Here is a 22034-nt window from a genome sequence, read left to right as displayed (position 1 = left end):
ATACACAGCCAATTGTTCCAACTTCGCCTGTGGTTGAGCCTCAAACTACGCCACCCGCAACAACGGAAACGCCACCTGCATCAAATGATACAACCACAAGCCCAACGCAGGAAACAACTACAGATGCACCGTTCTCTAATATTATTGCGGCTAGCGTAGATACAAACTTCGAGAATACGGCGCCTGTCTCTACCTTGCCAGATTTGAGCGTGGTACAAAGTTTCAATCAGCGTTCATCAATAGAAGACAATCTGACCCAGGTGGGCGTGGGAGCGTTTAGAATCCCGGTGATTAAGGCCGATGAAGTGAACTTGATGGTATATAACGGTGTTCAAGATCAGATTTATGAAAAAAATGCAGATGTGGATTTTAAATTGCCAGCAGACGCATTTGTTCATACCCAAGAAGATGCCGTTGTTAAACTAACCGCACAGCTATCTGATGGCAAAGCATTACCTACTTGGCTACATTTTGATGCAACATCCGGGCGCTTCCAAGGAACTCCGCCGGCAGATGTAGATTCGATCATCGAAATTGTCGTCACTGCAAGAGATAATGATGGCAGAACAGCATCAACCGTGTTCAAAATTAGAGTAGGGAAGATAGCTACTAATAAGTTATCTTTTAACGAGCAAGTTTTGCAGGCCAAACAAGGAAGCCCAATTAGCCGTTTGCAAAGCGCATCTCCTATTAAAATAAGGGCTTAATGTTTGTCTGAAGTCAATTCAACCAATCCGTTGCTCGACCTGCTGACGTTAGGCGGTCGAGCACGTCAGGCGAAGTCAGCAGACGAACTCGCTTTCCTACTCGTCAATGATTCAAAACAGCTATTGCCGTATCGCCAATCGGTTTTTTGGGGGGCAAAACAAGGCGTAATTGCCTTATCTGGCGTGATCCAACCTGAAAAAAATGCCCCTTATGTTCAATCGATGGATCGATTGTGCCGGTATTTAAATGCAACTTACGCTAGTGCTAAGATTTTAACGGCTGATGAATTAAATGAAGAGGCGGCTGCAGATTGGTTAGAGTGGTTGCCTAATTTTGTGATGTGGTTGCCTATTGGTCAACCAGCGGATGACCCAGAGCAAGCAACCGGGCTACTTATTGCGGCGGATATGAGCTGGACGCAAAGTAGCTGCACCATCATGCAAGAGTGGATGCAAATTTGGACATTTGCTTGGGGCAAATTTCAACGTAAGAAAAAACATGCGTTGGGATTACTCCATTGGTTACAAGATCCAAAATGGAAGCAAAAACCACTTCACCATCGACCAAAGTTTATTTTGGCGGTATTGCTGGTTGCCGCGACTTTTTTCCCTGTAAGAATGAGTGTGTTGGCTCAGTCTGAAATTGTCGCCGCTGAACCTACCGTCATTCGTGTGCCTTTAGATGGTGTATTTGGCCAATTTCTGGTGAAACCGAATCAGTCGGTTAAAAAGGGGGATCCATTGTTTGAAATGGATCAAACCGCCCTAACTGGTCGTTTAGACATTGCCGAAAGTGAATTGCGTACAACAGAGGCCGAGTATCGTCAAAAGGCAGCAGAATCTTTGGTGGAGGGAAAAACCAACACGGATATTTCTTCTCTTGCCGGAAAAGTCGAGCAAAAACAAGCGGAATTGGCATACTTGCAATCGCTTTTATCTCGCTCAATCATCAAAGCGCCTAGTAACGGCGTGGCTGTGTTTGATAATGCAGCAGAGTGGCTTGGTAAACCTGTTCAAACGGGGGAACGTGTACTCAGGCTCGCAAACCTAAATCATTTAGAGATTGAAAGTTGGTTATCCGTTTCAGATGCAATTCCAATTCAGGCCGGGGACCATGTAACTTTTTATCCAGCCGCATCACCATTTTCTTCTGTTGCAGCAACAGTTCGGTATATGTCGTTTGATGCAACCTCACGTCCAGAGGGAAATTACGCCTATCGTATTCGTGCAACACTATCGCCTGAAGAAACTGGTCATTTAGGTCTAAAAGGGACCGCCAAGATATCCACGACTTGGGTGCCATTTGTCTACTGGGCGGCTAGAAAACCGCTAGCGGTTATTCGTCAGACGTTGGGCTTGTAATATGCTCCCATCGCTACGACAAGAGTTAGAGTTGGTGCCAGATGCCCATTTTACCGATGGCAGCCCGCACTATACCTTGTATGACCCCACCAAAAACCAATTTTATCGATTAGATTGGCTGACATTTGAAGTAGTCAGCCGTTGGTCAATGGGGGATCCGCTTGAAATTATTAAAGACATTCATCGGTCAACCACGCTAAAGATTGATGCAGAAGCGTTTGAGCAGGTCATTACGTTTCTAGCTGCTAATGAATTACTGATTCCCGACGTTGGCCAAGCCGCCAAAATGAGTGGAGTGTTAAAGAAAATGCGCGGGGGAGTAGGGCAATGGTTGTTGCACCATTATCTTTTTTTTCGCGTGCCGCTCGTTAAACCAGATGCTTGGATTACCTGGTTAGCCTCGAAAAGTGATTTCTTATTTTCTAAAACCTTCCTAGGCGTGACTGTTTTTGGATTAATTGCAGCGTTACTCGGCATTATTCAATCTTGGGACCGCTTTTTTGCCACCATGCTAGATACGTTTTCTTGGCATGGTCTATTAGCCTACGGCATCACGCTTTTCCTATTAAAGTTGATGCATGAGTTAGGCCATGCAATCGCAGCAAAGCGAATGGGATGCCGGATTCCCACAATGGGCATTGCTTTTTTAGTACTACTTCCCGTTGCCTATACCGATACGAATGATGTTTGGCGATTAGCAAACCGAAAGCAGCGGCTAATTGTGGCCAGTGCCGGGATTGTGACAGAGCTAGTGATTGCGGTTTGGGCGGCGATCACTTGGCTATTGGTACCAGAAGGTACGTTATCGTCGATTACCTTTTTATTAGCTAGTACGACATGGATTGCCACTTTATTGATTAACGCTAGCCCATTCATGCGTTTTGATGGCTACTTTTTATTATCGGATTTTCTGGATATTCCCAACTTACATGCTCGTGCGTTTGCTATGGCAAGATGGCATTTAAGACAAAAGCTATTCGGTGTTGAATTACCGGTTCCCGAGTATTTTGAGAAAAAGCGTCAGCGCTTTTTAATCGCATTTGCTTGGGTAACATGGATTTACCGGCTAGTGATTTTCTTAGGGATTGCCTTACTTGTCTATAGCTTTTTCATCAAGGCATTAGGCATCTTCCTATTTTTAGTCGAAATCATTTGGTTTGTGATTCGTCCATTTTGGTCTGAGTTAAAATATTGGCACGAAAATTGGGCGGTATTTAGCCAAGGCAAACATGTGAAGCGCACCTTTGCTATTGTGTTGATTGTGCTGATCGGTTGTTTTATTCCTTATGATACACACCTAAAAACGGCGGCCATGTTAAGGCCTAGTCAATACGAAATCATCTATGCGCCAAGGCATAGTTACTTAGTTCAATCGTCTTTAAAAAATGGCCAATCCGTCAAAGCAAATCAGCTAATGATCGCTTTTGCCTCACCAGAGAGTGAATATTTTAGTGCAAATATTGATGCAAAAATTCAATGGATGCAGTCTGCCCTTGCCTCATCTGTGTTTAATGATGAACAGCGGAAGTTACTGCAAGTGCTAACTGCCCAATTAGTGACAGCTCAGGCAGAGAAACAACTACAAAACTCCTTAGGTGATCAGCTTCAAAAGAAAGCAACCTTTAAAGGGAGTTTTCAGTGGCTAAATCCTGATCTTAAATCAGGAGAGTGGCTACAAGATGGAGAGACGATTGCTTTAGTTGCCAATCACGATCACTTTCAAGCCGTGACGTATTTAAATGAAGAGCAAAGAAACTTAATCCAAAAAGGGGCAACCGGCTCGTTATTTTTAGAAGCAGATCCGCTCGTAACTATTCCTTTAAATTTGGAATCTATCTCTGCAGAACCCGTGCATGCCATTAGTGAAGTTCTACTAGCCTCTCAACATGGGGGCGATCTTTTACTAAGAGAAAAAGGCGGGCAGCTATATTCAGATGTGCCGCTTTATAAAGTGACTTTTCGATCGGAAGGGACAATTCCTGGCTCCTTAACTCAACAAGAATGGCGAGGAAAACTATCTATCTCTGTTGCTGAGTCCTCCTTAGCATCTCAAGGTCTTCAACATCTTGGGGCAATATTTAGAGCGCAATTTGGATTTTGATCCCTTCCATTTTCATTCATCAAGAGATTGTAGTGTTTTTAAGAAATTAGTAACCAAGGCATTATTTGCACGTGCAATGGTTGCTAGCCCCATTGCAATGTAAGCGTCCTCTTCATCAATTGGTAGGAATTTCACATGAGGAATTTGCACCAATGCTAATGGCGACGGCAGCATGGATATGCCAATTCCTGCTGCAACCAAACCAATCTGTGTGGTTGCTTCTCTTGCTTCTTGGCTGATGTGAGGTTCGAAACCCGCTTGATGGCAAAGGCGCCTAATCAAATTTCGTAGTCCAGAACCGGTGCCAAGTGGGTAGCAAACAAAAGGCTCTTCTTTTAGCATTTCCACTTTGATCTTCGCTTGGGCTGCCAGCGGGTGGGAGTCATGTACCACAAGCTGAAGCGGGTCTCTACCAATTTCTTTTAGCAAAATACCTTCAGGCGCATCTAGGCCCGTAAAACGCACAAAACCAATATCTAATACATCATTTTGAAGTGCCTGATATTGGTCTAAAGTAAACATCTCTCGTAGCGATAATCGTACTTTTGGATATTTCAGACGATAAGCTTGAATTGCTCTAGGTAATAAATTGCTAAACGGTAAAGACGAGGTGAAACCAATTCTGAGCTCACCTTCTTCCCCAATCCCAATTCGCTTGGCTTCTAACGCAGCAGATTCCACTGTTGCAAGGATCTGCTTCGCGTGTTCATAAAAGCGTTTTCCAGCTGCCGTTAAGGCTACGTGCCGTTTACTACGCTCAAATAGCGGTGTGCCAATTTCTTGTTCAAGCGCTTGAATTTGTTGGCTAAGAGGCGGTTGGCCAATATGTAATTTTTCTGCTGCACGGCTAAAGTGCAATTCTTCGGCTACCGCAACAAAGTAACGTAAATGACGTAGTTCCATATATATTTTAAAAATATTAAAAACAGATTAAATATATATTGGACGACTAAAAAAGGCGAGCATAAGATGGATGTTACAACAGCGCACAACTAGCTTTAGTTACAGTCAATGTACGCTAGTCAGCTTGTACGCTATCTGATAAAAGGAATATAGAAATGCCTGCCGCCGCCGCTGCTTTGCCAGCTGGAATGATGAAAACAAATCCAATTGAAAATCTTGCCCCAATGAAATTGCAAGCTGGAACCTCTGCCTTTCGTCGTGCAAATGGTGCGATGTTCTTTGGTGGCTTATCCACGTTTGCATTGCTCTATGGCTTTCAGCCATTAATGTTGGTGTTTTCTGATGTGTTTCAATTGTCCCCCGCACAAGCGAGTGGGGTGGTCTCGGCTTCCACTGGCGCATTGGCAATTTCTCTTATTCCTGCGAGTCTAGCGGCCGACCGGTTTGGTAGAAAACCCTTAATGAATTTAGCGTTAGCACTCGCCGCCATTTTGACCGTGCTAAGTGCATTTGCCCAATCATTTGGCCAACTCTTGATATTGCGCACCTTGCTTGGGGTGGCGATGTCTGGCTTACCTGCGGCTGCCATGGCGTATTTAAGTGAAGAAATCGAACCTCAGTCATTAGGGCAGTCCATGGGCTTATACATTGCGGGAAGTGCTTTAGGTGGAATGAGTGCTCGGTTTTTGTCTTCCGCATTAGCGGGAATGTATAGCTGGCAGTTTGCCGTTGGTACATTAGGGGCAATTGGTCTAGTTTCTGCTTTTTTCTTCTGGAAATTTTTGCCACCATCCAGACACTTTAAATCCACGCCGCTTAATGTAGAAATGTTTGTTAGTGATCTAAAACTGCATTTTTCAGACAGAGGACTACGCTGGTTATTTGCGGTTTCTTTTACGCTAATGGGGTGTTTTGTTAGTTTGTACAATTACCTTGCATATCGTTTAAGCGCAGCACCTTTTGGGCTTTCTCATAGCCAAATCGGACTCGTGTTTACCTTATACCTATTAGGTATGGTGGGGTCCACTTGGTCTGGAAAATGGGCTGATAAAATTGGACGGCGAAATGTGCTTTGGATTATGCCGCTACTGATGGTGGTTGGGTTATTGTTTACCTTGGCCAATAGCCTCTGGATCGTGATGATCGGTGTGGGTGTATTTACCTTTGGCTTCTTTGGGGCGCATTCCGTTGCAAGTAGTTGGGTTGGCCGCCGTGTTCCTAGGGCGCGCGCCTTGGCATCCGCCTTATACCTATTCTTCTACTATTTAGGCTCTAGTATGTTAGGTACGACTTCTGGCTTAATGTGGGGGCTTGGTCATTGGACTGCGGTTGCCGGCTTTTTATTTCTAATCTTAATGGTTTCAACATCTATTGCCATCCACTTAAGAAAACTACAACCCTTGCCAACTAGTCAAATTTAATCAGGTTGGCGCTAGTATTAGCGCCAACCTTGAATCCACCTGCTTGTATCTTCTAATTGCTCCCAATCCATCGTCCAAGTCCTTTTCGTTAAAATTGCCTCTAAGACAATTTGACGAATAGGGCTACCGTCTTCTGGCGTAATTACCTCGATCACCAAAAAGTGCTTTTCTTTGTTCTGCGGGGTGACTGCAGTCCATTTCGATCGCATCAGTTTTTTGGGGTTAAGAGAGAGATTTGCCATTATTCACTTTCATTTATACTAAAATCGTATCATCAACATGACAACCATGCGGTTGGCATGATTTAATTCTGTATCCATTACCCATTCAAGGTGAATAGCTTGAAGATTGTTAAATTACTGCACCGTGTAAGTCAATTTTTGCTAGCGTTCGGGCTAGCTGGTGTTGCTTCTGCTCAAAATGTTCAACTGATTGGCGTCATGCCTAATATGGGCGTGTTTAAAATCGATGGAGTAGGGCCAAAGTCTATTCGAATTGGGCAAAGCTACAATGGTGTCAAAGTCGTTTCGGCGAGTGGCGATAGCGCTGTCATTGAGATTGATGGAAAACGTTCAACTATCCGATTGGGCGATGCAGGGTTTTCAAGCGATACAAACGCAAGTAGCGGACAAAAAACCACGCTGACTGCTGATTCGAATGGCCATTTCGTAACGACAATTGCCATCAATGGAAGACCTGTTGAAGCAGTCGTAGATACGGGAGCAACTGTCATTTCGATTGGTCGTTCTCAAGCAGAACAAATGGGAATCAAATATCAAAATGCGCCCCAGGCCGTATTTGGTACAGCGAATGGGTCTATTCGCGCTTGGATGGTTAAATTCGATACAGTGCGTGTAGGAAACATCACTCTCTATCAGGTTGAAGGAAGTGTCAATGAATCTAACATGCCAATTGTGTTGCTGGGGATGAGTTTCTTAAACCGTGTCGAAATGAAACGCAGCAATGGTCAACTTGAGTTGATAAAGCGCTAAAACAATCAGATTGTTATCACGAACTAAAAAGCCTCTGAAACGCAGAGGCTTTTTATTGATAAGGCAGTTACTTCTCGCCGAATACTCAATACCCCGCATCAATCAGATCTTCTCTGGTCAGCATAAAGACAAACTGATCACCACTAGCGGTATCTAACCATTGGAATGGCAGTTCTGGATAACTGACTTCCAACTCTTCTCTGTTAAAGCCAATTTCAACAATTAACAAGCCACCAGGAATCAAGAATTGGCTCGCGTTCATCAAAATCACACGAGTGGCATCTAATCCATCTTCACCACTACCAAGTGCCAATTCTGGTTCATGTAAATACTCTGGAGGAAGAGCATCTACCGATTCTGCATTCACATAGGGTGGGTTGCTAATAATAATGTCGTATTGCTTCGGCTCAAGATTTGAGAAAAGGTCGGATTGAATTAGCTGCACGCGATTGTCTAGTTGGTAGTCCGTCACGTTACGTTCAGCAACATCTAAGGCGTCAGATGACAAATCTACTGCATCAACATCTGCATTCGGGAATACTTCAGCAGCAACAATCGCTAAGCAACCAGATCCAGTGCACATATCTAGTACAGAAACCACTTCTTCCGGCACTTGAATCCAAGGCGCTAATTGGTCTCTTAATAATTCCGCGATAAATGAACGTGGCACAATCACACGCTCATCTACATAAAAACGGAAATCCCCTAACCATGCTTCATTGGTTAAATAAGCGGCTGGTTTTCTGGTTTCTACCCGAGTTTGAATCACAGACAAGACCCGCGCAATTTCACTTGGCAATAAATTGGCATCTGCAAAAGGGGCAATGTCATGAATCGGCAGGTGCAGCGAATGAAGCACTAGATAGCAAGCTTCGTCATAAGCATTATTCGATCCATGACCAAATACCAAATTCGCTTCTTGAAAACGGCTAACCGCAAAGCGAATAAGATCACGAACAGATTTTAAAGATTGGCTTGCTTCTGTGTACATAATATTGGTGAAGTCTTTCTATTGATTCAAGCTATGCGGTAAGTTGGCTTATGCGCCCAGTAAACGCTGTAAAGTACCATGGTAAATATTAGATAATTTAGGGATATCTTCCACTGCCACACATTCATTAATTTTATGAATGGTCGCATTAATTGGCCCAAATTCTACCACTTGCTTACAAATCCGGGCGATGAAGCGTCCATCCGACGTTCCACCTGTGGTAGATAACTCTGGTGTAATTTGTGTTTCCGCTACAATGGCCGCTGTGAGTGCTTCTGATAATTCGCCTGGTGCAGTAAAGAATGGCTGCCCAGAAATACTCCATTCCAGATCATAAGTCAGTTCGTGCTTATCTAAAATATCGTGAACACGCTTTTGAAGACCTGCGACAGTTTGCTCGGTTGAAAAGCGGAAATTAAAGAGAAGCTCAACCGTGCCTGGGATCACATTCGTTGCCCCTGTACCACCTTTAATATTTGAAGACTGCCAGCTGGTTGGCGGGAAGTAATCATTCCCCTTATCCCACTCGGTAGTTGCTAATTCAGCCAAGGCAGGGGCAATCAAATGAATCGGGTTTTTTGCTAGGTGAGGGTAGGCAATATGGCCCTGCACACCTTTCACAATTAACTGGCCAGACATCGAACCACGACGACCATTTTTAATCGTGTCACCGCAAACTTTAGAAGAAGTTGGTTCACCCACAATACAATAGTCGATCCGCTCACCACGTGCTTCTAGCATATCGACGATTTTCACCGTTCCATCTGTCGCCACACCTTCTTCGTCAGAAGTAATCAGTAACGCGATAGAACCTTTGTGGTTTGGACATTCAGCAACAAACTTTTCAATTGCAGTGACAAATCCCGCAAGAGAAGCCTTCATATCGGCTGCGCCACGGCCAAACAAATGGCCATCTCTGATTGTCGGCACAAATGGGTCGGTGTGCCAATCGGTTAACGGGCCTGTAGGTACAACATCGGTATGGCCTGCAAAGCAAAGGATAGGGCCTTCAGTCCCTCTTCTAGCCCAGAAATTATCTACGCCATTACTATGTAAACGTTCAATCACAAAGCCAATGGCTTCTAAACGTTCAATCATTAAATCTTGGCAGCCGCCATCAACAGGGGTTACAGAATGGCAAGCAATGAGTTGTTCGGTCAATAACTGGGTAGGATTCATTTTGGTCACTTATTCTTACTCTCAAATATGATTAGAGAAAGGTTTTGCTGTAAGCGGCTTCATCAAAGCCTAGCAGGGCGATATTATCTTCAACAATCACCGGACGTTTAATGACGCTTGGTTTTTCAAGCATCAACGCAATCGCGCTAGCATTGTCGTTTACAGCCGCTTTTTGCTCATCAGTGAGTTGTCTCCATGTCGTTCCTGCGCGGTTCACTAGTTTTTCCCAAGGGAAATGCGTTAGCCATTTCGCCAGCATTTCTTCTGTGACACCTTGTTTCTTAAAATCATGAAAGGTTGCATCAACCTGATGATCTGTTAACCAAACGCGCGCTTTTTTCACGGTATTGCAATTAGGAATGCCGTAAATCGTGATAGACATGAAGTTGTTCCTGCTAAAAATAGGCGTGCTTTATGGTTGTTAAGCTTGGAAACGAACAACCATAAAGCTACAAAAGAGAGTTATTTACAATTGCGAAGAATTGTAACGCATTTGATCGAGATGTAAGGGTCGGTTTTTACGATTTTTCATCGGTAAAAACCTACTAGGCTGTATAGAGGGGGAGTAATTAGCCGTTTAGTTCAAAATCAAAGCTAATCGACTCCTCTTCCTCTTTTTGCTTCTTCATGGAGCGTTCAGCTTCTTCAATTAACTGCTTTTCTTCTAAGCGGGTATGCGCATGCTCATCGTTATTAATCTTCCAAGACAAGTTGGTTGGGCTATCCGCATTACTTAACGCTTCTTCCAAGGTGATCTTGCCTTCTTTAAACAATCTAAAGAGTGATTGCTCAAAGGTTTGCGAGCCTTCAGTAACCGAGTTTTCCATTGCCTCTTTAATCAGGTCAATTTGTCCGGTACGAATTAATTCGGCGGTGCGAGGAGAATTGAGTAGCACTTCTACTGCTGGTACTAATTTGCCATCCACCCCTTTGACTAAGCGTTGCGAAATGACGGCTTTAAGGGAGACAGATAAATCAAGTAATAAGCTAGCCCGTGCTTCATGAGGGAAGAAGTTAATAATGCGGTTAAGCACGTGATAACTGTTGTTCGCGTGTAAGGTACTGAGAATTAAATGGCCAGCTTGCGCATACGTTAAGGCGTGTTGCATGGTGTCTTTATCGCGGATCTCACCTAACATCAAGACATTAGGTGCTTCGCGCATGGCATTTTTCAATGCATCATGATAACTGTGGGTATCAATCCCCACTTCTCGTTGGTTAACAATCGATTTTTTATGATGAAAGACGTATTCGATTGGGTCTTCAACAGTCAAAATATGACCGCTCGCAGATTCATTTCTATGCTCAAGCATGGCTGATAGGGTCGTGGATTTTCCACTGCCTGTAGAGCCAACCACTAAAACTAGCCCCAATTTACCCATTACCAATTCTGAAAGAACCGCTGGCAAGCTTAACTCTTCAATGGAGCTCGCTTTTTCCTTGATGTAACGAATAACAATTGCAACATCGCCACGTTGTTTAAAAACGTTAACCCGGAAATTACCCACTTCTTCTAGGTAATAACCAAAGTTCATTTCCCAATCGTGCTCAAATCGACTAATGCGCTCTGCATCCATCAAGCGGTAGGCAATACGTTTAATCTGATCACCATTTAATACTTGCTGGTTGATCGGATAAACCACCCCCTCGATTTTAATTTGCGCAGTCGTCCCCGCCGAGAAAAATACGTCAGAGGCTTTCTTTTGTGCCATCAGTTTTAGGATTGGAGTAATGTCCATACAGCGTCACTATCAAAAAAGTTAATGATTGGGAGGGCGGTTTATTGCATCTCAAGGCTAAGCAAATATCACTTTATCATATTGCCGATTTTACGTGGCATGATGCAATGCGCAAATTTGATTGGCTATTCATCTTTTTACATCCGCGCTAACTGTTACAATACAGTATATGCATTGACAAAAAATGATGTCGACGCGAATTTTCTACTTATTCTTTCTTAGTCTGGGATAAAGTACACGTCAATGATCCTAGACGCATGCTAGATATATTGCGAGGTTGTCATGCCTAAAGCAATGGCAGTGTTGCTGCTAATGCAACTACTAGGCGAAGTTACTGTTCGGCTATTACATATTCCTGTGCCAGGCCCAGTGGTCGGCATGTTGTATATGTTTATTTGGCTAGTCTCTGTTGACGGTCCAGACAAAGAAGTCGCGGGGACGGTGAATGGCTTGTTACAGAATATGGCGCTGCTTTTCGTGCCTGCTGGTGTCGGAATCATGGCGCATGGTGACCGGTTAAAATCTGAAGGCATCCGGATTGTCATTGTACTGATTGTGAGTACCTTATTAACGATGTTGGCAACCTTGCTAACTTACCGGTATCTCTCAAAAAAAGTCGTGAAGGCTAATACTGCATCAACAGGAAATCATCATGACTAGTGGCATCTATCAATGGATTCCTAACTTATCACCTTATTTAATCAGCACGACCATCACCTTGATTGTGTACGTATTTGCGATGCAGTTTCATTTAAAAATGAATCGGGTAATGTGGAGTTACCCCATCATTATTTCCGTCGCAGTTTTAGTCACTATTTTGAGTGTTACGCAAACAAAGTACGAAGATTACTTTGAGGGAACCAAGTATCTTAGCTTTTTGTTAGGGCCAGCAACGGTGGCATTGGCCATGCCTTTATATGCACAAATTACCCATTTAAAAAAATATTGGTTGCCAGTCATTGGTAGTATTTTTGCGGGTAGTGTGGTGGCAATTTTATCGGTTGTATATTTGGGGCAATGGTTAGGTTTATCTAGAGAAACATTAATGTCGATGGTGCCAAAGTCATCTACAACCCCGATTGCGATGGCATTAGCAGAACAACTCGGTGGTTCTGGTTCTTTAGCTGCAGCCATGGTGCTGTTAACCGGTACTTTTGGTGCATTGGCTGCGAGACCATTTTTTAAAAGTTTAGGGTTAGATGAAGATCAAGGTACTGGCCTAGCGATGGGGACTGCCTCACATGGTTTTGCAACGGCAAAAGCTTTGCAAGAAAATCTAGAAAGAGGCGCATATGCAGGGTTAGCGATGGGGGTAAATGGTGCCCTTACCGCATGGTTAACAGGCCCCATCCTGCATTGGATCGGATTAATTTAATATGAATATTTATGATTTTCACTGCCACTCGAATGTATCTGATGGCTTATTAACCCCAGCAGCTGTGGTGGAGCGCGCCTTTGAAAGAGGTATTCGTGCATTAGCTTTAACAGACCATGATGAAGTGGGCGGGTTAACCGAGGCGCAAGAAACCGCCGCGCGTCTCGGTATGGTGCTAGTGAACGGTGTTGAAATCTCGGTTAACTGGGGAAAGCATACGCTGCACATTGTTGGCTTAGGGGTTGATCCTAAAAACAATGTCCTGCAAGAAGGGCTGGCGCGCATTCGTAGTGGTAGAACAGAGCGCGCAAAAATGATGGCAGCAGGCCTAGCCAAAGCCGGTATTCAAGGTGCTTTCGAAGGTGCTTTACCTTACGCCGATAATCCTGAAATGATTGGTAGAGCACATTTTGCGCGCTTTTTAGTAGAAAACGGCCATGCAAGAAATTTACAAGCGGTGTTTAAAAAATTTTTAGTTCCTGGAAAACCTGGTTATGTGCCACACCTATGGGCAACGTTACAAGAATCCATTGATTGGATTCATGCAGCAGGTGGCTTAGCGGTGATTGCCCACCCAGGCCGGTACGAGATGGGTAAAAAGCAAATGCTAGAACTCGTCGAAATTTTTACCCGCTTTGGTGGCGATGGCGTAGAAGTGGCGACTGGAAACCACACACCTGATCTAGTGGCGAGATTTGCCCGTATTGCCGATGATTTTGGTTTATGGGCATCTGTCGGGTCTGATTTTCACGGAACAGGGCATTATGGTGATTTAGGGACGTATCCGCCATTACCTAGTTATTGCAAGCCAATTTGGGAAAAGTTAGGCATTTCTTTGCCCGAATCACCAGCGTGTGATGCTATTGGCAATAGTTAAGATTTGGTACACTTACTGTTTTAATGACTTCGAAATCTAGTTATTTCATTGAAATGACTGGATTATCAGGCACCGGCCAACCGGAACGAAAAAATCTCATGTCACAGTTTTTCCAGATTCATCCAGAAAACCCACAAGCCCGCCTTATTAAGCAAGCCGTTGAAATAATTAAAAATGGTGGGGTGGTTGTATACCCAACAGATTCTTGTTATGCCCTAGGCTGTATGATTGGGGATAAAGAAGCGTTAGAAAAAATCCGCAGGATTAGACAGATTGATGAAAAACACCATTTTACTTTGGTGTGCCCAGATCTATCTGCCATTGCCACCTATGCAAAAGTAGATAATCAGCAATATCGTTTGTTGAAGTCAGTTTTGCCGGGTAGCTATACCATTATTCTCGAGGCAACTAAGGAAGTGCCGAAGCGCCTTATGCATCCGAAGAAAAGCACCATTGGATTGCGTGTACCAGAACACCCGGTTACGTTGGCGCTACTAGAAGAGTTGGGGGAACCGATTCTATCTGTCACACTCCTACTGCCAGGGGAAGAATTACCACCGTATGATCCATATGAGATTCGTTCATTGTTAGAACATCAAGTGGATTTAGTGATTGATGGCGGCTTTTGCGGTATGGAGCCAACCACGGTCGTGGATTTGTCCCAAGGTGCACCAGAACTAGTCCGAGCTGGTAAAGGTGAGTTAGCTAAATTAGGTCTCTCAGAAGAATAAAGCGTTAGGTGGATATGGATCAGGATTTTATTCGCGCAATTACCTTATATGCATTACCAATTATATTAGCCATTACGCTGCATGAAGCAGCACATGGTTGGGTTGCATATAAATTAGGGGATCGTACGGCCTATATGATGGGGCGTATTACTGCAAACCCACTTAAGCACATTGATTTAGTCGGCACGATTATTCTACCGCTAGTCTGTATTATCTTGCCTGGTGGATTCTTATTTGGCTGGGCAAAGCCTGTGCCAGTCAATACCCGCAATTTTAAAAATATTCGTCGAGACATGCTGCTCGTAGCCGCAGCCGGACCTCTCGCAAATATTTTAATGATGCTAGCTTGGTTGCTATTCATTAAATTAACCATTTATTCAGACTTGGGTGATTACACCGAGCCATTACGTGCAATGGCGACAATGGGTGTGTTATTCAATACGATCTTGGCCGCTTTTAACTTAATTCCATTGCCACCACTAGATGGCGGACGAATTGTCACTTCTTTGCTGCCTTATCCGTGGGATGTAAAGTTCGGCAGCATCGAGCGTTTTGGTTTTTTCATTCTGATTGCCCTAATGGCAACAGGGATGTTGAATTTCGTCTTAGGGCCTATCTACAGTGTGGTAGGTGCATTGCAGCATCTGATTATTTAGTCTGAAGTAGCAGAAAACTGGGGAAGTTACCCCAATAATAAAGTAAGTTTTTAAAAGCATTTTTGCCGTTAAACAGGGATAAAAAAACATGTTCGCTGATCGCGTACTATCGGGAATGCGCCCGACAGGTAGTCTTCATCTTGGGCACTATCATGGCGTATTGAAAAACTGGGTCAAACTTCAAAGTGAGCACGAGTGCTTCTTTATGGTGGCAGATTGGCACGCCTTGACCACAAACTACGATAACGTACAGATTATTGAGAATAGTGTTTGGGATATGGTCATTGACTGGCTAGCTGCGGGTGTTGATCCTTCTCAGGCGACCGTTTTTATCCAAAGCCGAGTGCCAGAGCATGCAGAACTTCATTTGCTGCTATCAATGATTACCCCAAATGGTTGGTTGGAGCGTATGCCAACCTACAAAGACCAAATGGAAAAATTATCTCACAAAGATTTAAATACCTATGGTTTCTTGGGCTATCCATTACTGCAGAGTGCGGACATTTTGGTTTACCGTGGCAATATGGTGCCAGTAGGGGAAGATCAGGTTCCTCATATTGAGTTCACTCGTGAAATTGCTCGTCGTTTTAACCACCTGTATGGTAAAGAACCTGGCTACCAAGAGAAGGCAGAAGCAGCAATCAAAAAGCTGGGTGGCAAAAAGGGTAAGTTGTACGACGAATTACGTACCCGTTACCAGCAAGATGGCGATGCGGAAGCGCTAGAAGCTGGCCGTGCGTTATTGGAAGACGCTCAAAACCTGAGTATTGGTGACCGTGAGCGTCTATATGGTTACCTTGAAGGCGGAGGCAAGATGATTCTGCCAGAGTCTCAGCCATTGTTAACAGAAGCGTCTCGTATGCCAGGGCTTGATGGGCAGAAAATGTCTAAGAGCTACCAAAATACGATTACGCTTCGTGAAGATGCCGATTCTGTCGCGAAAAAAGTGAAGCAAATGCCAACTGATCCTGCGCGTGTACGCCGTACCGATGCGGGTAACCCAGACAAATGCCCTGTTTGGAAACTACATGAAGTTTATAGTTCTGACGATGTTAAAACATGGGTGAAAGCGGGCTGTACTAGCGCAGGCATTGGCTGTATTGAATGCAAACAACCTGTCATTGAAGGTGTGCTGGCCGAACAAAAACCAATGCAAGAACGTGCACAAATGTATATGGATGATCCGACCTTGGTGCGTAATATTATTGCAGAAGGTTGCGAGAAGGCACGTGAAGTTGCGCGCGAAACCATGAAAGATGTGCGTGAAGCAATGGGGTTAGCCTACCGTTAAGCAACTATTTACTTGCAAGTATTCTCACTTCACTAGTTAAGTGACGGGAATTTAGCTGATGCAATATCAAAAAGCCGCCAACTTTCATCAAGTGTTAATTGATCTAGGTTTGGCGGTTTTTTCTTGTCATTTGCAGCAGACTTTCGCATGAAGCAAAGTGATCTTACCTTACCTCAGATTGATTTACCTGAACCTCCCATTGCGCAAGTGAATGGAGAGGCTGTACGCGAATTCCCTGCCGACCTATATATCCCACCAGATGCCCTACAAGTCTTTTTAGAAACATTTGAAGGCCCGTTAGATTTGCTGCTTTATCTCATTCGCAAGCAAAACCTAGATGTATTAAATATTCCAATGGCGCAATTAACTGAGCAATACATGGCGTATGTTGCGATGATGGAAAACCATCGGTTTGAGTTGGCGAGTGAGTATTTATTAATGGCTGCTATGTTAATCGAGATTAAGTCTCGGTTATTACTGCCGGTTCCGCCATCCTTAGATGATCAAGATGAGTACATTGACCCGCGTGCCGCCTTAGTCGAACGTTTGTTGGTGTATGAGCAAATGAAAGCGGCCGCACTCGTGATTGATCAGTTGCCAATCGCTGGTGATGCTTTTGAATGGGCACAGGTGTTAGTTGATAGCTCGCATGAAATCTTGCCACCAGAAGTCGATGTCGCTCAATTAATAGAAGCTTGGCAGCGTATTCTAAAAAGAAATAAATTGCAGACGCATCATCATGTTGCGCCAGAGGTGGTTTCTATTCGTCATCAAATGGCCCATATTCTAAAGCTGCTTAAGCGACAAACAGGCCCATTAGATTTTGATCAATTCTTTGAAGACGTGAAGAATAAGATGCAATTGGTGCTAAATTTCATTGCGATATTAGAGCTAGCGAAAGAAGGCTTAGTGAGAATGATTCAGACAGAACCGAATGGCACTATTTATGTAGTTGCCCCCAATCCACCTTGAGTCTCGTAGATTGATGCTGCTAATCAATGCCTAAAAAATTCTTAACATATATTTACAATATTGAATGCTAATTGCATTTCATCGTGTATGATGTTAGGGTTTTGTCGAGATTCATTTAGCATCGAAATAGCAGCAAACAATATCATTTATTTCAGGGATTTATTCATGCAAACATTTTTTTCATCAAAGGTTCTTCGTCTAGCTGCTGCTGGTTTACTTGCCGTGGGGTTGACTGGTTGCGTTGAGGTGAAAACCAAGGCGACAGTGGCTGGTGATGGTTCGGTTGAGTACGCAACTTCATACGATTTCAGCAAAATGATGGAAATGATGAAGGGTATGGGTGGTGCAGATCCAAAGACACCTAAAGAAATGAATTGTGCAGAAATGCAAAAAGAGTTGTCGTCAGACATCACTTGTAAAGATTTGTCGCCAAACAAAGTAGAGCTAAGCGGTAAATTAGCAAAAGAAAATGCAAATGGTGTGACTGTTGATGGTTCTACTGTGAAAGTAGATGCAGTTGCGCTATTTAATGAAATTGCAGGTAAGGGCGGTAAAGCCGGCCCTGGTAATGCACCAAAAGCGTTACCAAATGGCCCAGAAGCTCAGCAAATGAAAGCAATGGGCATGGTCATGGAAATGGAACTGAAAATGCCAGGATCCATCAAAATGGTGGATGGTCAGTCTGCATCTGGTTCTGATCCGATTAAACTAGACTTACTTGGTTTGCCTGCAGGTAAAACAAGCTACGTAGTCGAATCAAGCGCATTCCCAATTAAATTAATTGCAATTGGTGTGGGTGTATTGCTTGTGTTGATTATTGGTTTTGTCTTTATGCGTCGCCGTTCTTCATAATGACAGAACAAACACCAGATCAATTAACTCTCGTTCTGGAAGCGGCTCTACTCACAGCGGTAGAGCCGTTGTCTTTTGGGGAAATGAAAAAGCTACTAGGCGACGAGTGGACGAATGAGCAGATTAGAGTCTTGCTTATCCAGTTACAGCAAGATTGGGCGGGCAGATCTGTCGAGTTAGTGCAATTGGCATCAGGCTGGCGTTTTAAAACTAAAGCGGAGTTTCAGCCTTGGTTAAATCGCTTAAACAGAGAAACGCCCGCAAAATACTCGCGCGCGACCTTAGAAACTCTTGCCATTATTGTGTATCGGCAACCAGTTACACGTAGTGAGATAGAAGAAATTCGCGGAGTAGGGGTATCCGGTAGTATCATACATACTTTGATGGCTCGCGGTTGGATAGAAACCGTAGGGCATAGAGATGTACCAGGTCGTCCTGCATTGTTAGCAACTACTAAAAAGTTCTTGGATGACCTGAATTTAAGAAGTTTGAATGAGTTACCGCCATTAACGGAGCTCGTTCAAGTATTAAGTCAGGAAAGTTTGCCAAATGTCTAAAAGAAATTCGTCTTCCGGTGCGCGTCAGCCTGTGTCCCGAGTAGGGTCTAGGTCTCAGCAGCGCCAACAATCACCGCAATCATTTGGCGGTAAAGAAGGGGAGTTTGGACAGCAAAGAAAACGTCCAACAGAGACGCGGACTAACAATAAGTCAAAACGTGACAATGAAGTATTTGGCAGCAATAGTAGTTCGGCAGAAAAGCCAAGAACAACTGCAAGTAGTACAGGAAAGCGACCACCAAAAGCACCTGATATTGAAATCTTAGGAAAAAAACTTCCAGTTGGTGCAAGGCCGGTTGGCGCGGGTAAGACTGCCCCGTCAGGAAAAGCTAGACGTGTTACTTTGGTCAAGCGTGAAGACCGTGACCGCAATACGCCAAAAGTTAAGTTTGAGGTAAGTGAAGAGCCTCAGCGTTTGCAAAAACTACTTGCTCAAAGTGGGGTAGGTTCTCGCCGTGAGATGGATGCGCTGATTGAATCTGGTCGTGTGACTGTGAATGGTGAAGCAGCAACACCTGGTACAAAAGTAACCCCAAATGATTTAGTGCGTGTGGATGGCAAGCCAATCCGTTTACGCGTACAAAACCGCTTGCCACGTATCTTGATGTATCACAAGCAAGAAGGCGAGTTGGTAACGCGTGATGATCCTCAAGGTCGCACAACCGTGTTTGATCGTTTACCACGTGTGCAAGGTAGCTATTGGACGGTGGTTGGTCGACTAGATTTTAATACAAGTGGCCTACTTTTATTCACTACCTCTGGTGACTTAGCTAACCGCTTAACTCACCCACGCTTTGAAGTGGAACGTGAATATGCGGTGCGTATCATGGGTTCTCTGACTGATGAACAAGCACGAGCCTTAACCAAAGGGATTGAACTAGAAGATGGACCTGCGCACTTTGATAAATTAGTTGATCAAGGCGGAGAAGGTTTTAACCACTGGTATCGTGTCATTCTAAAAGAAGGTAGAAACCGTGAAGTGCGTCGTATGTTTGAGCACTTTGAACTTACGGTTAGTCGCTTAATGCGTGTGCGCTTTGGCCCGCTAGCATTACCTCCAAGACTAAAGCGTGGCACATGGACTGAGCTAGAAGAGCATGAAGTATTGGCAGTGCTTAAATGGGCTGATTTGGCTTAATCTTCCTGCTTTAGTGGTTTGCTATCGCTTTGTATTTGACACAATGAAAGTCAACTCTCTATGACTGATGCTAGTCAGTTATCGCCAAAAGAGCTGCAGGAAGCATTTCAGCAGTTCAATTTGGCGTCTCAGCAATTGTCAGAGCAGTTTAATAGCTTGCAAGCGCAGGTGGTGCATTTGTCTAGCGAGTTGGCTGCAAGTAATGCGGCCTTACAAGCACAATTAAGAGAGAAAGAAACACTAGCTCAGCGGGTTGCCTTATTGTTAGCGGTGCTACCCGCTGGTGTGCTTGAACTAGATGCGCATGGGGTAATTACTGCCGCAAATTGGGCCGCTGAGCAGTTTTTGCAGCCAGACTTACCAGGTAAAACTTGGCAATCACTTGAAAAGACGATGTTGGTGCCAACCAATATTCCCGGTGAGTATGAATTGCAAAAAAACGCAGGGATGAGTTCTGGGCGTGCAAGACTATCTATTCAACATACGCCATTACCTGAAGCACGTGGTTCATTAATTCTTCTAACTGATTTGTCTTCCCATTTTAGATTGCAGCAACAACTTGCTCAGCATAAGAAACTGGCTGCAATGGGCGAAATGGCTGCAGGACTTGCCCACCAGCTTCGAACACCATTAGCCACCGCACTTTTATATGTCGGGCATCTAAATAAGCCGGTTCTACCAGATGTGCAGCGCTTAAAGTTTGCCGATAAAGCCAAAAGCAGACTCATTTACCTGGAGGGTCTAATTGCCGACATGCTCTCTTTTGTGCGAGGTGATGCCGGGGAGAAAACTGCTTTTCACATTCATGAATGGGTTGGTGAAGCGATTCAATCTATTTTGCCGGTGGCAGAAGAAAAGCAAGTAGCGATTCGTTTAACTGGCGATGCTGGCTTACAAGCTGCGGTCATGGGGCATAAAAAAGGACTTCAGGGTGCCTTGCTGAACTTATTAGAAAACGCACTATCATTTACGCCTGCTGGCGGTGAGATTCTAGTGATTGTGCAGTTACAGGCTGGATCATTGCAAATCAAAGTGATCGATCAAGGGCCGGGCATTTCTACAGATATTGCTGATAAAGTTTTTACGCCATTCTTTACCACAAGGCATGAAGGAACAGGCTTAGGGCTAGCCATTGTGAAAAATATGGTGGAACTACACGGCGGTGAAATTGCGCTTCAAAACCGCCATGATCAGAGCGGCTGTGAAGCAAGAATTATACTGCCATTGTCGGTACAATAAGGTTGCCGCTGTTTAATACGGCTGATTGAGTAGCGCGCAGCTTTCCATAATTTTATTACACCAATAGGGTGTAGATAGTTGCTCAATCCACCACTGAAGTGCTTTGCCTTCTTCTTTGCTTTTCCACGCTAAATTAAAATGGGCATTCGCTCGTTTTTCATTAATTTCTTTGCGAATGAGCCGCCCGCTTTGTAAGTAGGGTTCTGCTAGTGTTCTTGGCAAGTAGCCACAGGCGATGCCTGCTAATTGAGCCGTTAGCTTGGTGCGCATATCAGGTACGAGCAAGGTTTCTTGGCCAGGGAGAATGCCTGAAGAGCGCGGGGCTAATTGCCTTGAACTATCTGCCACGGCAACGGAGCGGTGCCACATAATGTCACTCGCTAATAATGGTTCTGGTACTTTGGCAAGCGCATGTGTGGGGGCTACGCAAAAAATAAAATCAATTTGCCCAATTTGGTGACATGCAAGATCATTTTCTGATGGGGATTCTCCGGGGGCGCCGATGACAAGCTGTGCACGGCCTTCGACGAGCGCATCCCAAGAACCACCAAATACTTCGTGCGTTAGCCGAATCTTTGTGCCATTTACTTGCTGATAAAATTGCTCGAGCAAGGGGAAAATAACAGGCGTTGGAACTACTGTGTCTAGGGCAATAGTGAGCTCTGTTTCCCAACCAGATGCAGCTCGTTTGATGCGGGACTCTAAAGCCGTTGCGGCTTTTAGAAGGTGTCTACCTTCAATCAGTAATTCGATACCTGCTTGCGTTAACTTGGCTCGGTGTCCACTGCGATCAAAAATCTGAACGCCTAAGTCTTGTTCGAGTTTTTGTACAATATAGGTAATGGCAGAGGGTACTCGGTGAAGTGCTTCTGCTGCTGCAGAAAAACTACCTTCCCTGTCAATTGCATCTAGTACCTGCAATGCTTCCAAACTCAATCTAAGCATGGAGTC

Annotated in this window: 23 protein-coding genes; 16 read left to right on the top strand and 7 right to left on the bottom strand. The window is 44.3% G+C overall.

Features of this window, described 5'->3' with window-relative positions; genetic code table 11:
- The 3 genes from LIN78_RS17615 to LIN78_RS17605 form a co-directional block, all read left to right on the top strand.
- Positions 1–707 (top strand): putative Ig domain-containing protein (locus LIN78_RS17615; RefSeq protein ID WP_227182200.1); only part of this gene is annotated, 707 nt, incomplete at its 5' end.
- A gap of 3 nt (positions 708–710) precedes the next feature.
- Positions 711–2069 carry an HlyD family secretion protein gene (locus LIN78_RS17610; protein WP_227182199.1) on the top strand — a complete coding sequence of 453 codons (1359 nt, stop codon included), beginning with the start codon at positions 711–713 and terminating at the stop codon, positions 2067–2069.
- Position 2070: 1 nt separating this feature from the next.
- A complete protein-coding gene (locus LIN78_RS17605; protein WP_227182198.1) occupies positions 2071–4170 on the top strand; it encodes a site-2 protease family protein in 2100 nt (699 codons plus the stop codon).
- A 12-nt stretch (positions 4171–4182) separates the two neighbouring features.
- On the opposite strand, the gene LIN78_RS17600 is transcribed toward LIN78_RS17605, so the two are convergent.
- Positions 4183–5073 carry a LysR substrate-binding domain-containing protein gene (locus tag LIN78_RS17600; protein ID WP_227182197.1) on the bottom strand — a complete coding sequence of 297 codons (891 nt, stop codon included), beginning with the start codon at positions 5071–5073 and terminating at the stop codon, positions 4183–4185.
- A gap of 155 nt (positions 5074–5228) precedes the next feature.
- Here LIN78_RS17600 and LIN78_RS17595 point away from each other — a divergent pair, with 155 nt between their 5' ends.
- Positions 5229–6494 (top strand): MFS transporter, encoded by a 1266-nt coding sequence (locus tag LIN78_RS17595; RefSeq protein WP_227182196.1) that lies wholly within the window; start codon positions 5229–5231, stop codon positions 6492–6494.
- 17 nt (positions 6495–6511) lie between these two features.
- On the opposite strand, the gene LIN78_RS17590 is transcribed toward LIN78_RS17595, so the two are convergent.
- Positions 6512–6736, bottom strand: coding sequence for a TIGR02450 family Trp-rich protein (locus LIN78_RS17590; protein ID WP_227182195.1), 225 nt, complete (start codon positions 6734–6736; stop codon positions 6512–6514).
- 99 nt (positions 6737–6835) lie between these two features.
- On the opposite strand from LIN78_RS17590, the gene LIN78_RS17585 reads away from it, so the two are divergent.
- Positions 6836–7486, top strand: a complete 651-nt coding sequence (locus LIN78_RS17585) for a retropepsin-like aspartic protease family protein (protein ID WP_227182194.1) — start codon at positions 6836–6838, stop codon at positions 7484–7486.
- Positions 7487–7571: 85 nt separating this feature from the next.
- Here the strand turns inward: LIN78_RS17585 and prmB are convergent, their stop codons facing one another.
- The 4 genes from prmB to LIN78_RS17565 form a co-directional block, all read right to left on the bottom strand.
- A complete protein-coding gene (prmB, locus tag LIN78_RS17580) occupies positions 7572–8477 on the bottom strand; it encodes a 50S ribosomal protein L3 N(5)-glutamine methyltransferase (protein ID WP_227182193.1) in 906 nt (301 codons plus the stop codon).
- A 48-nt stretch (positions 8478–8525) separates the two neighbouring features.
- The gene (dapE, locus tag LIN78_RS17575) at positions 8526–9656 is read right to left on the bottom strand and encodes a succinyl-diaminopimelate desuccinylase (RefSeq protein ID WP_227182192.1); all 1131 of its coding nucleotides are present in this window, start codon (positions 9654–9656) and stop codon (positions 8526–8528) included.
- A 31-nt stretch (positions 9657–9687) separates the two neighbouring features.
- A complete protein-coding gene (locus tag LIN78_RS17570) occupies positions 9688–10038 on the bottom strand; it encodes an ArsC family reductase (protein ID WP_227182191.1) in 351 nt (116 codons plus the stop codon).
- 187 nt (positions 10039–10225) lie between these two features.
- Complete coding sequence (locus tag LIN78_RS17565) at positions 10226–11395, bottom strand: PilT/PilU family type 4a pilus ATPase (RefSeq protein ID WP_227182190.1); 1170 nt, start codon at positions 11393–11395, stop codon at positions 10226–10228.
- Between the two features lie 282 nt (positions 11396–11677).
- Between LIN78_RS17565 and LIN78_RS17560 the strand changes: the two genes are divergently transcribed.
- The 11 genes from LIN78_RS17560 to LIN78_RS17510 all read left to right on the top strand — a co-directional run bounded on the left by LIN78_RS17560 (position 11678) and on the right by LIN78_RS17510 (position 21083).
- The gene (locus LIN78_RS17560) at positions 11678–12055 is read left to right on the top strand and encodes a CidA/LrgA family protein (RefSeq protein WP_227182189.1); all 378 of its coding nucleotides are present in this window, start codon (positions 11678–11680) and stop codon (positions 12053–12055) included.
- On the top strand, positions 12048–12770 hold the full coding sequence (locus LIN78_RS17555; protein WP_227182188.1) for an LrgB family protein: 723 nt from the start codon (positions 12048–12050) through the stop codon (positions 12768–12770). The genes LIN78_RS17560 and LIN78_RS17555 overlap by 8 nt, the downstream gene beginning before the upstream one ends.
- Position 12771: 1 nt before the next feature.
- Positions 12772–13647, top strand: a complete 876-nt coding sequence (locus LIN78_RS17550; RefSeq protein ID WP_227182187.1) for a 3',5'-nucleoside bisphosphate phosphatase — start codon at positions 12772–12774, stop codon at positions 13645–13647.
- A 98-nt stretch (positions 13648–13745) separates the two neighbouring features.
- Positions 13746–14378 (top strand): L-threonylcarbamoyladenylate synthase, encoded by a 633-nt coding sequence (locus LIN78_RS17545; protein ID WP_227182186.1) that lies wholly within the window; start codon positions 13746–13748, stop codon positions 14376–14378.
- 14 nt (positions 14379–14392) lie between these two features.
- Entirely contained in the window at positions 14393–15034 is a 642-nt protein-coding gene (locus tag LIN78_RS17540) for a site-2 protease family protein (RefSeq protein ID WP_227182185.1), read from the top strand.
- An 88-nt stretch (positions 15035–15122) separates the two neighbouring features.
- Positions 15123–16325, top strand: a complete 1203-nt coding sequence (locus LIN78_RS17535; protein WP_227182184.1) for a tryptophan--tRNA ligase — start codon at positions 15123–15125, stop codon at positions 16323–16325.
- A 147-nt stretch (positions 16326–16472) separates the two neighbouring features.
- Positions 16473–17297, top strand: a complete 825-nt coding sequence (locus LIN78_RS17530) for a segregation and condensation protein A (RefSeq protein WP_227182183.1) — start codon at positions 16473–16475, stop codon at positions 17295–17297.
- A gap of 165 nt (positions 17298–17462) precedes the next feature.
- Positions 17463–18149: a hypothetical protein gene (locus LIN78_RS17525; RefSeq protein WP_227182182.1), complete on the top strand. Its 687-nt coding sequence runs from the start codon at positions 17463–17465 to the stop codon at positions 18147–18149.
- Entirely contained in the window at positions 18149–18706 is a 558-nt protein-coding gene (gene scpB / locus LIN78_RS17520; protein ID WP_227182181.1) for an SMC-Scp complex subunit ScpB, read from the top strand. The genes LIN78_RS17525 and scpB overlap by 1 nt, the downstream gene beginning before the upstream one ends.
- A complete protein-coding gene (gene rluB, locus LIN78_RS17515; protein ID WP_227182180.1) occupies positions 18699–19844 on the top strand; it encodes a 23S rRNA pseudouridine(2605) synthase RluB in 1146 nt (381 codons plus the stop codon). Before scpB ends, rluB begins: the two co-directional genes overlap by 8 nt.
- A gap of 60 nt (positions 19845–19904) precedes the next feature.
- On the top strand, positions 19905–21083 hold the full coding sequence (locus tag LIN78_RS17510; RefSeq protein ID WP_227182179.1) for a sensor histidine kinase: 1179 nt from the start codon (positions 19905–19907) through the stop codon (positions 21081–21083).
- 12 nt (positions 21084–21095) lie between these two features.
- On the opposite strand, the gene LIN78_RS17505 is transcribed toward LIN78_RS17510, so the two are convergent.
- The gene (locus LIN78_RS17505) at positions 21096–22028 is read right to left on the bottom strand and encodes a LysR family transcriptional regulator (RefSeq protein ID WP_227182178.1); all 933 of its coding nucleotides are present in this window, start codon (positions 22026–22028) and stop codon (positions 21096–21098) included.
- Positions 22029–22034: the final 6 nt, after the last annotated feature.

The sequence above is a fragment of the Leeia speluncae genome, assembly GCF_020564625.1.
In the GTDB taxonomy this organism is placed as follows: domain Bacteria; phylum Pseudomonadota; class Gammaproteobacteria; order Burkholderiales; family Leeiaceae; genus Leeia; species Leeia speluncae.
This window is presented reverse-complemented; position numbering and strand designations above follow the sequence as displayed.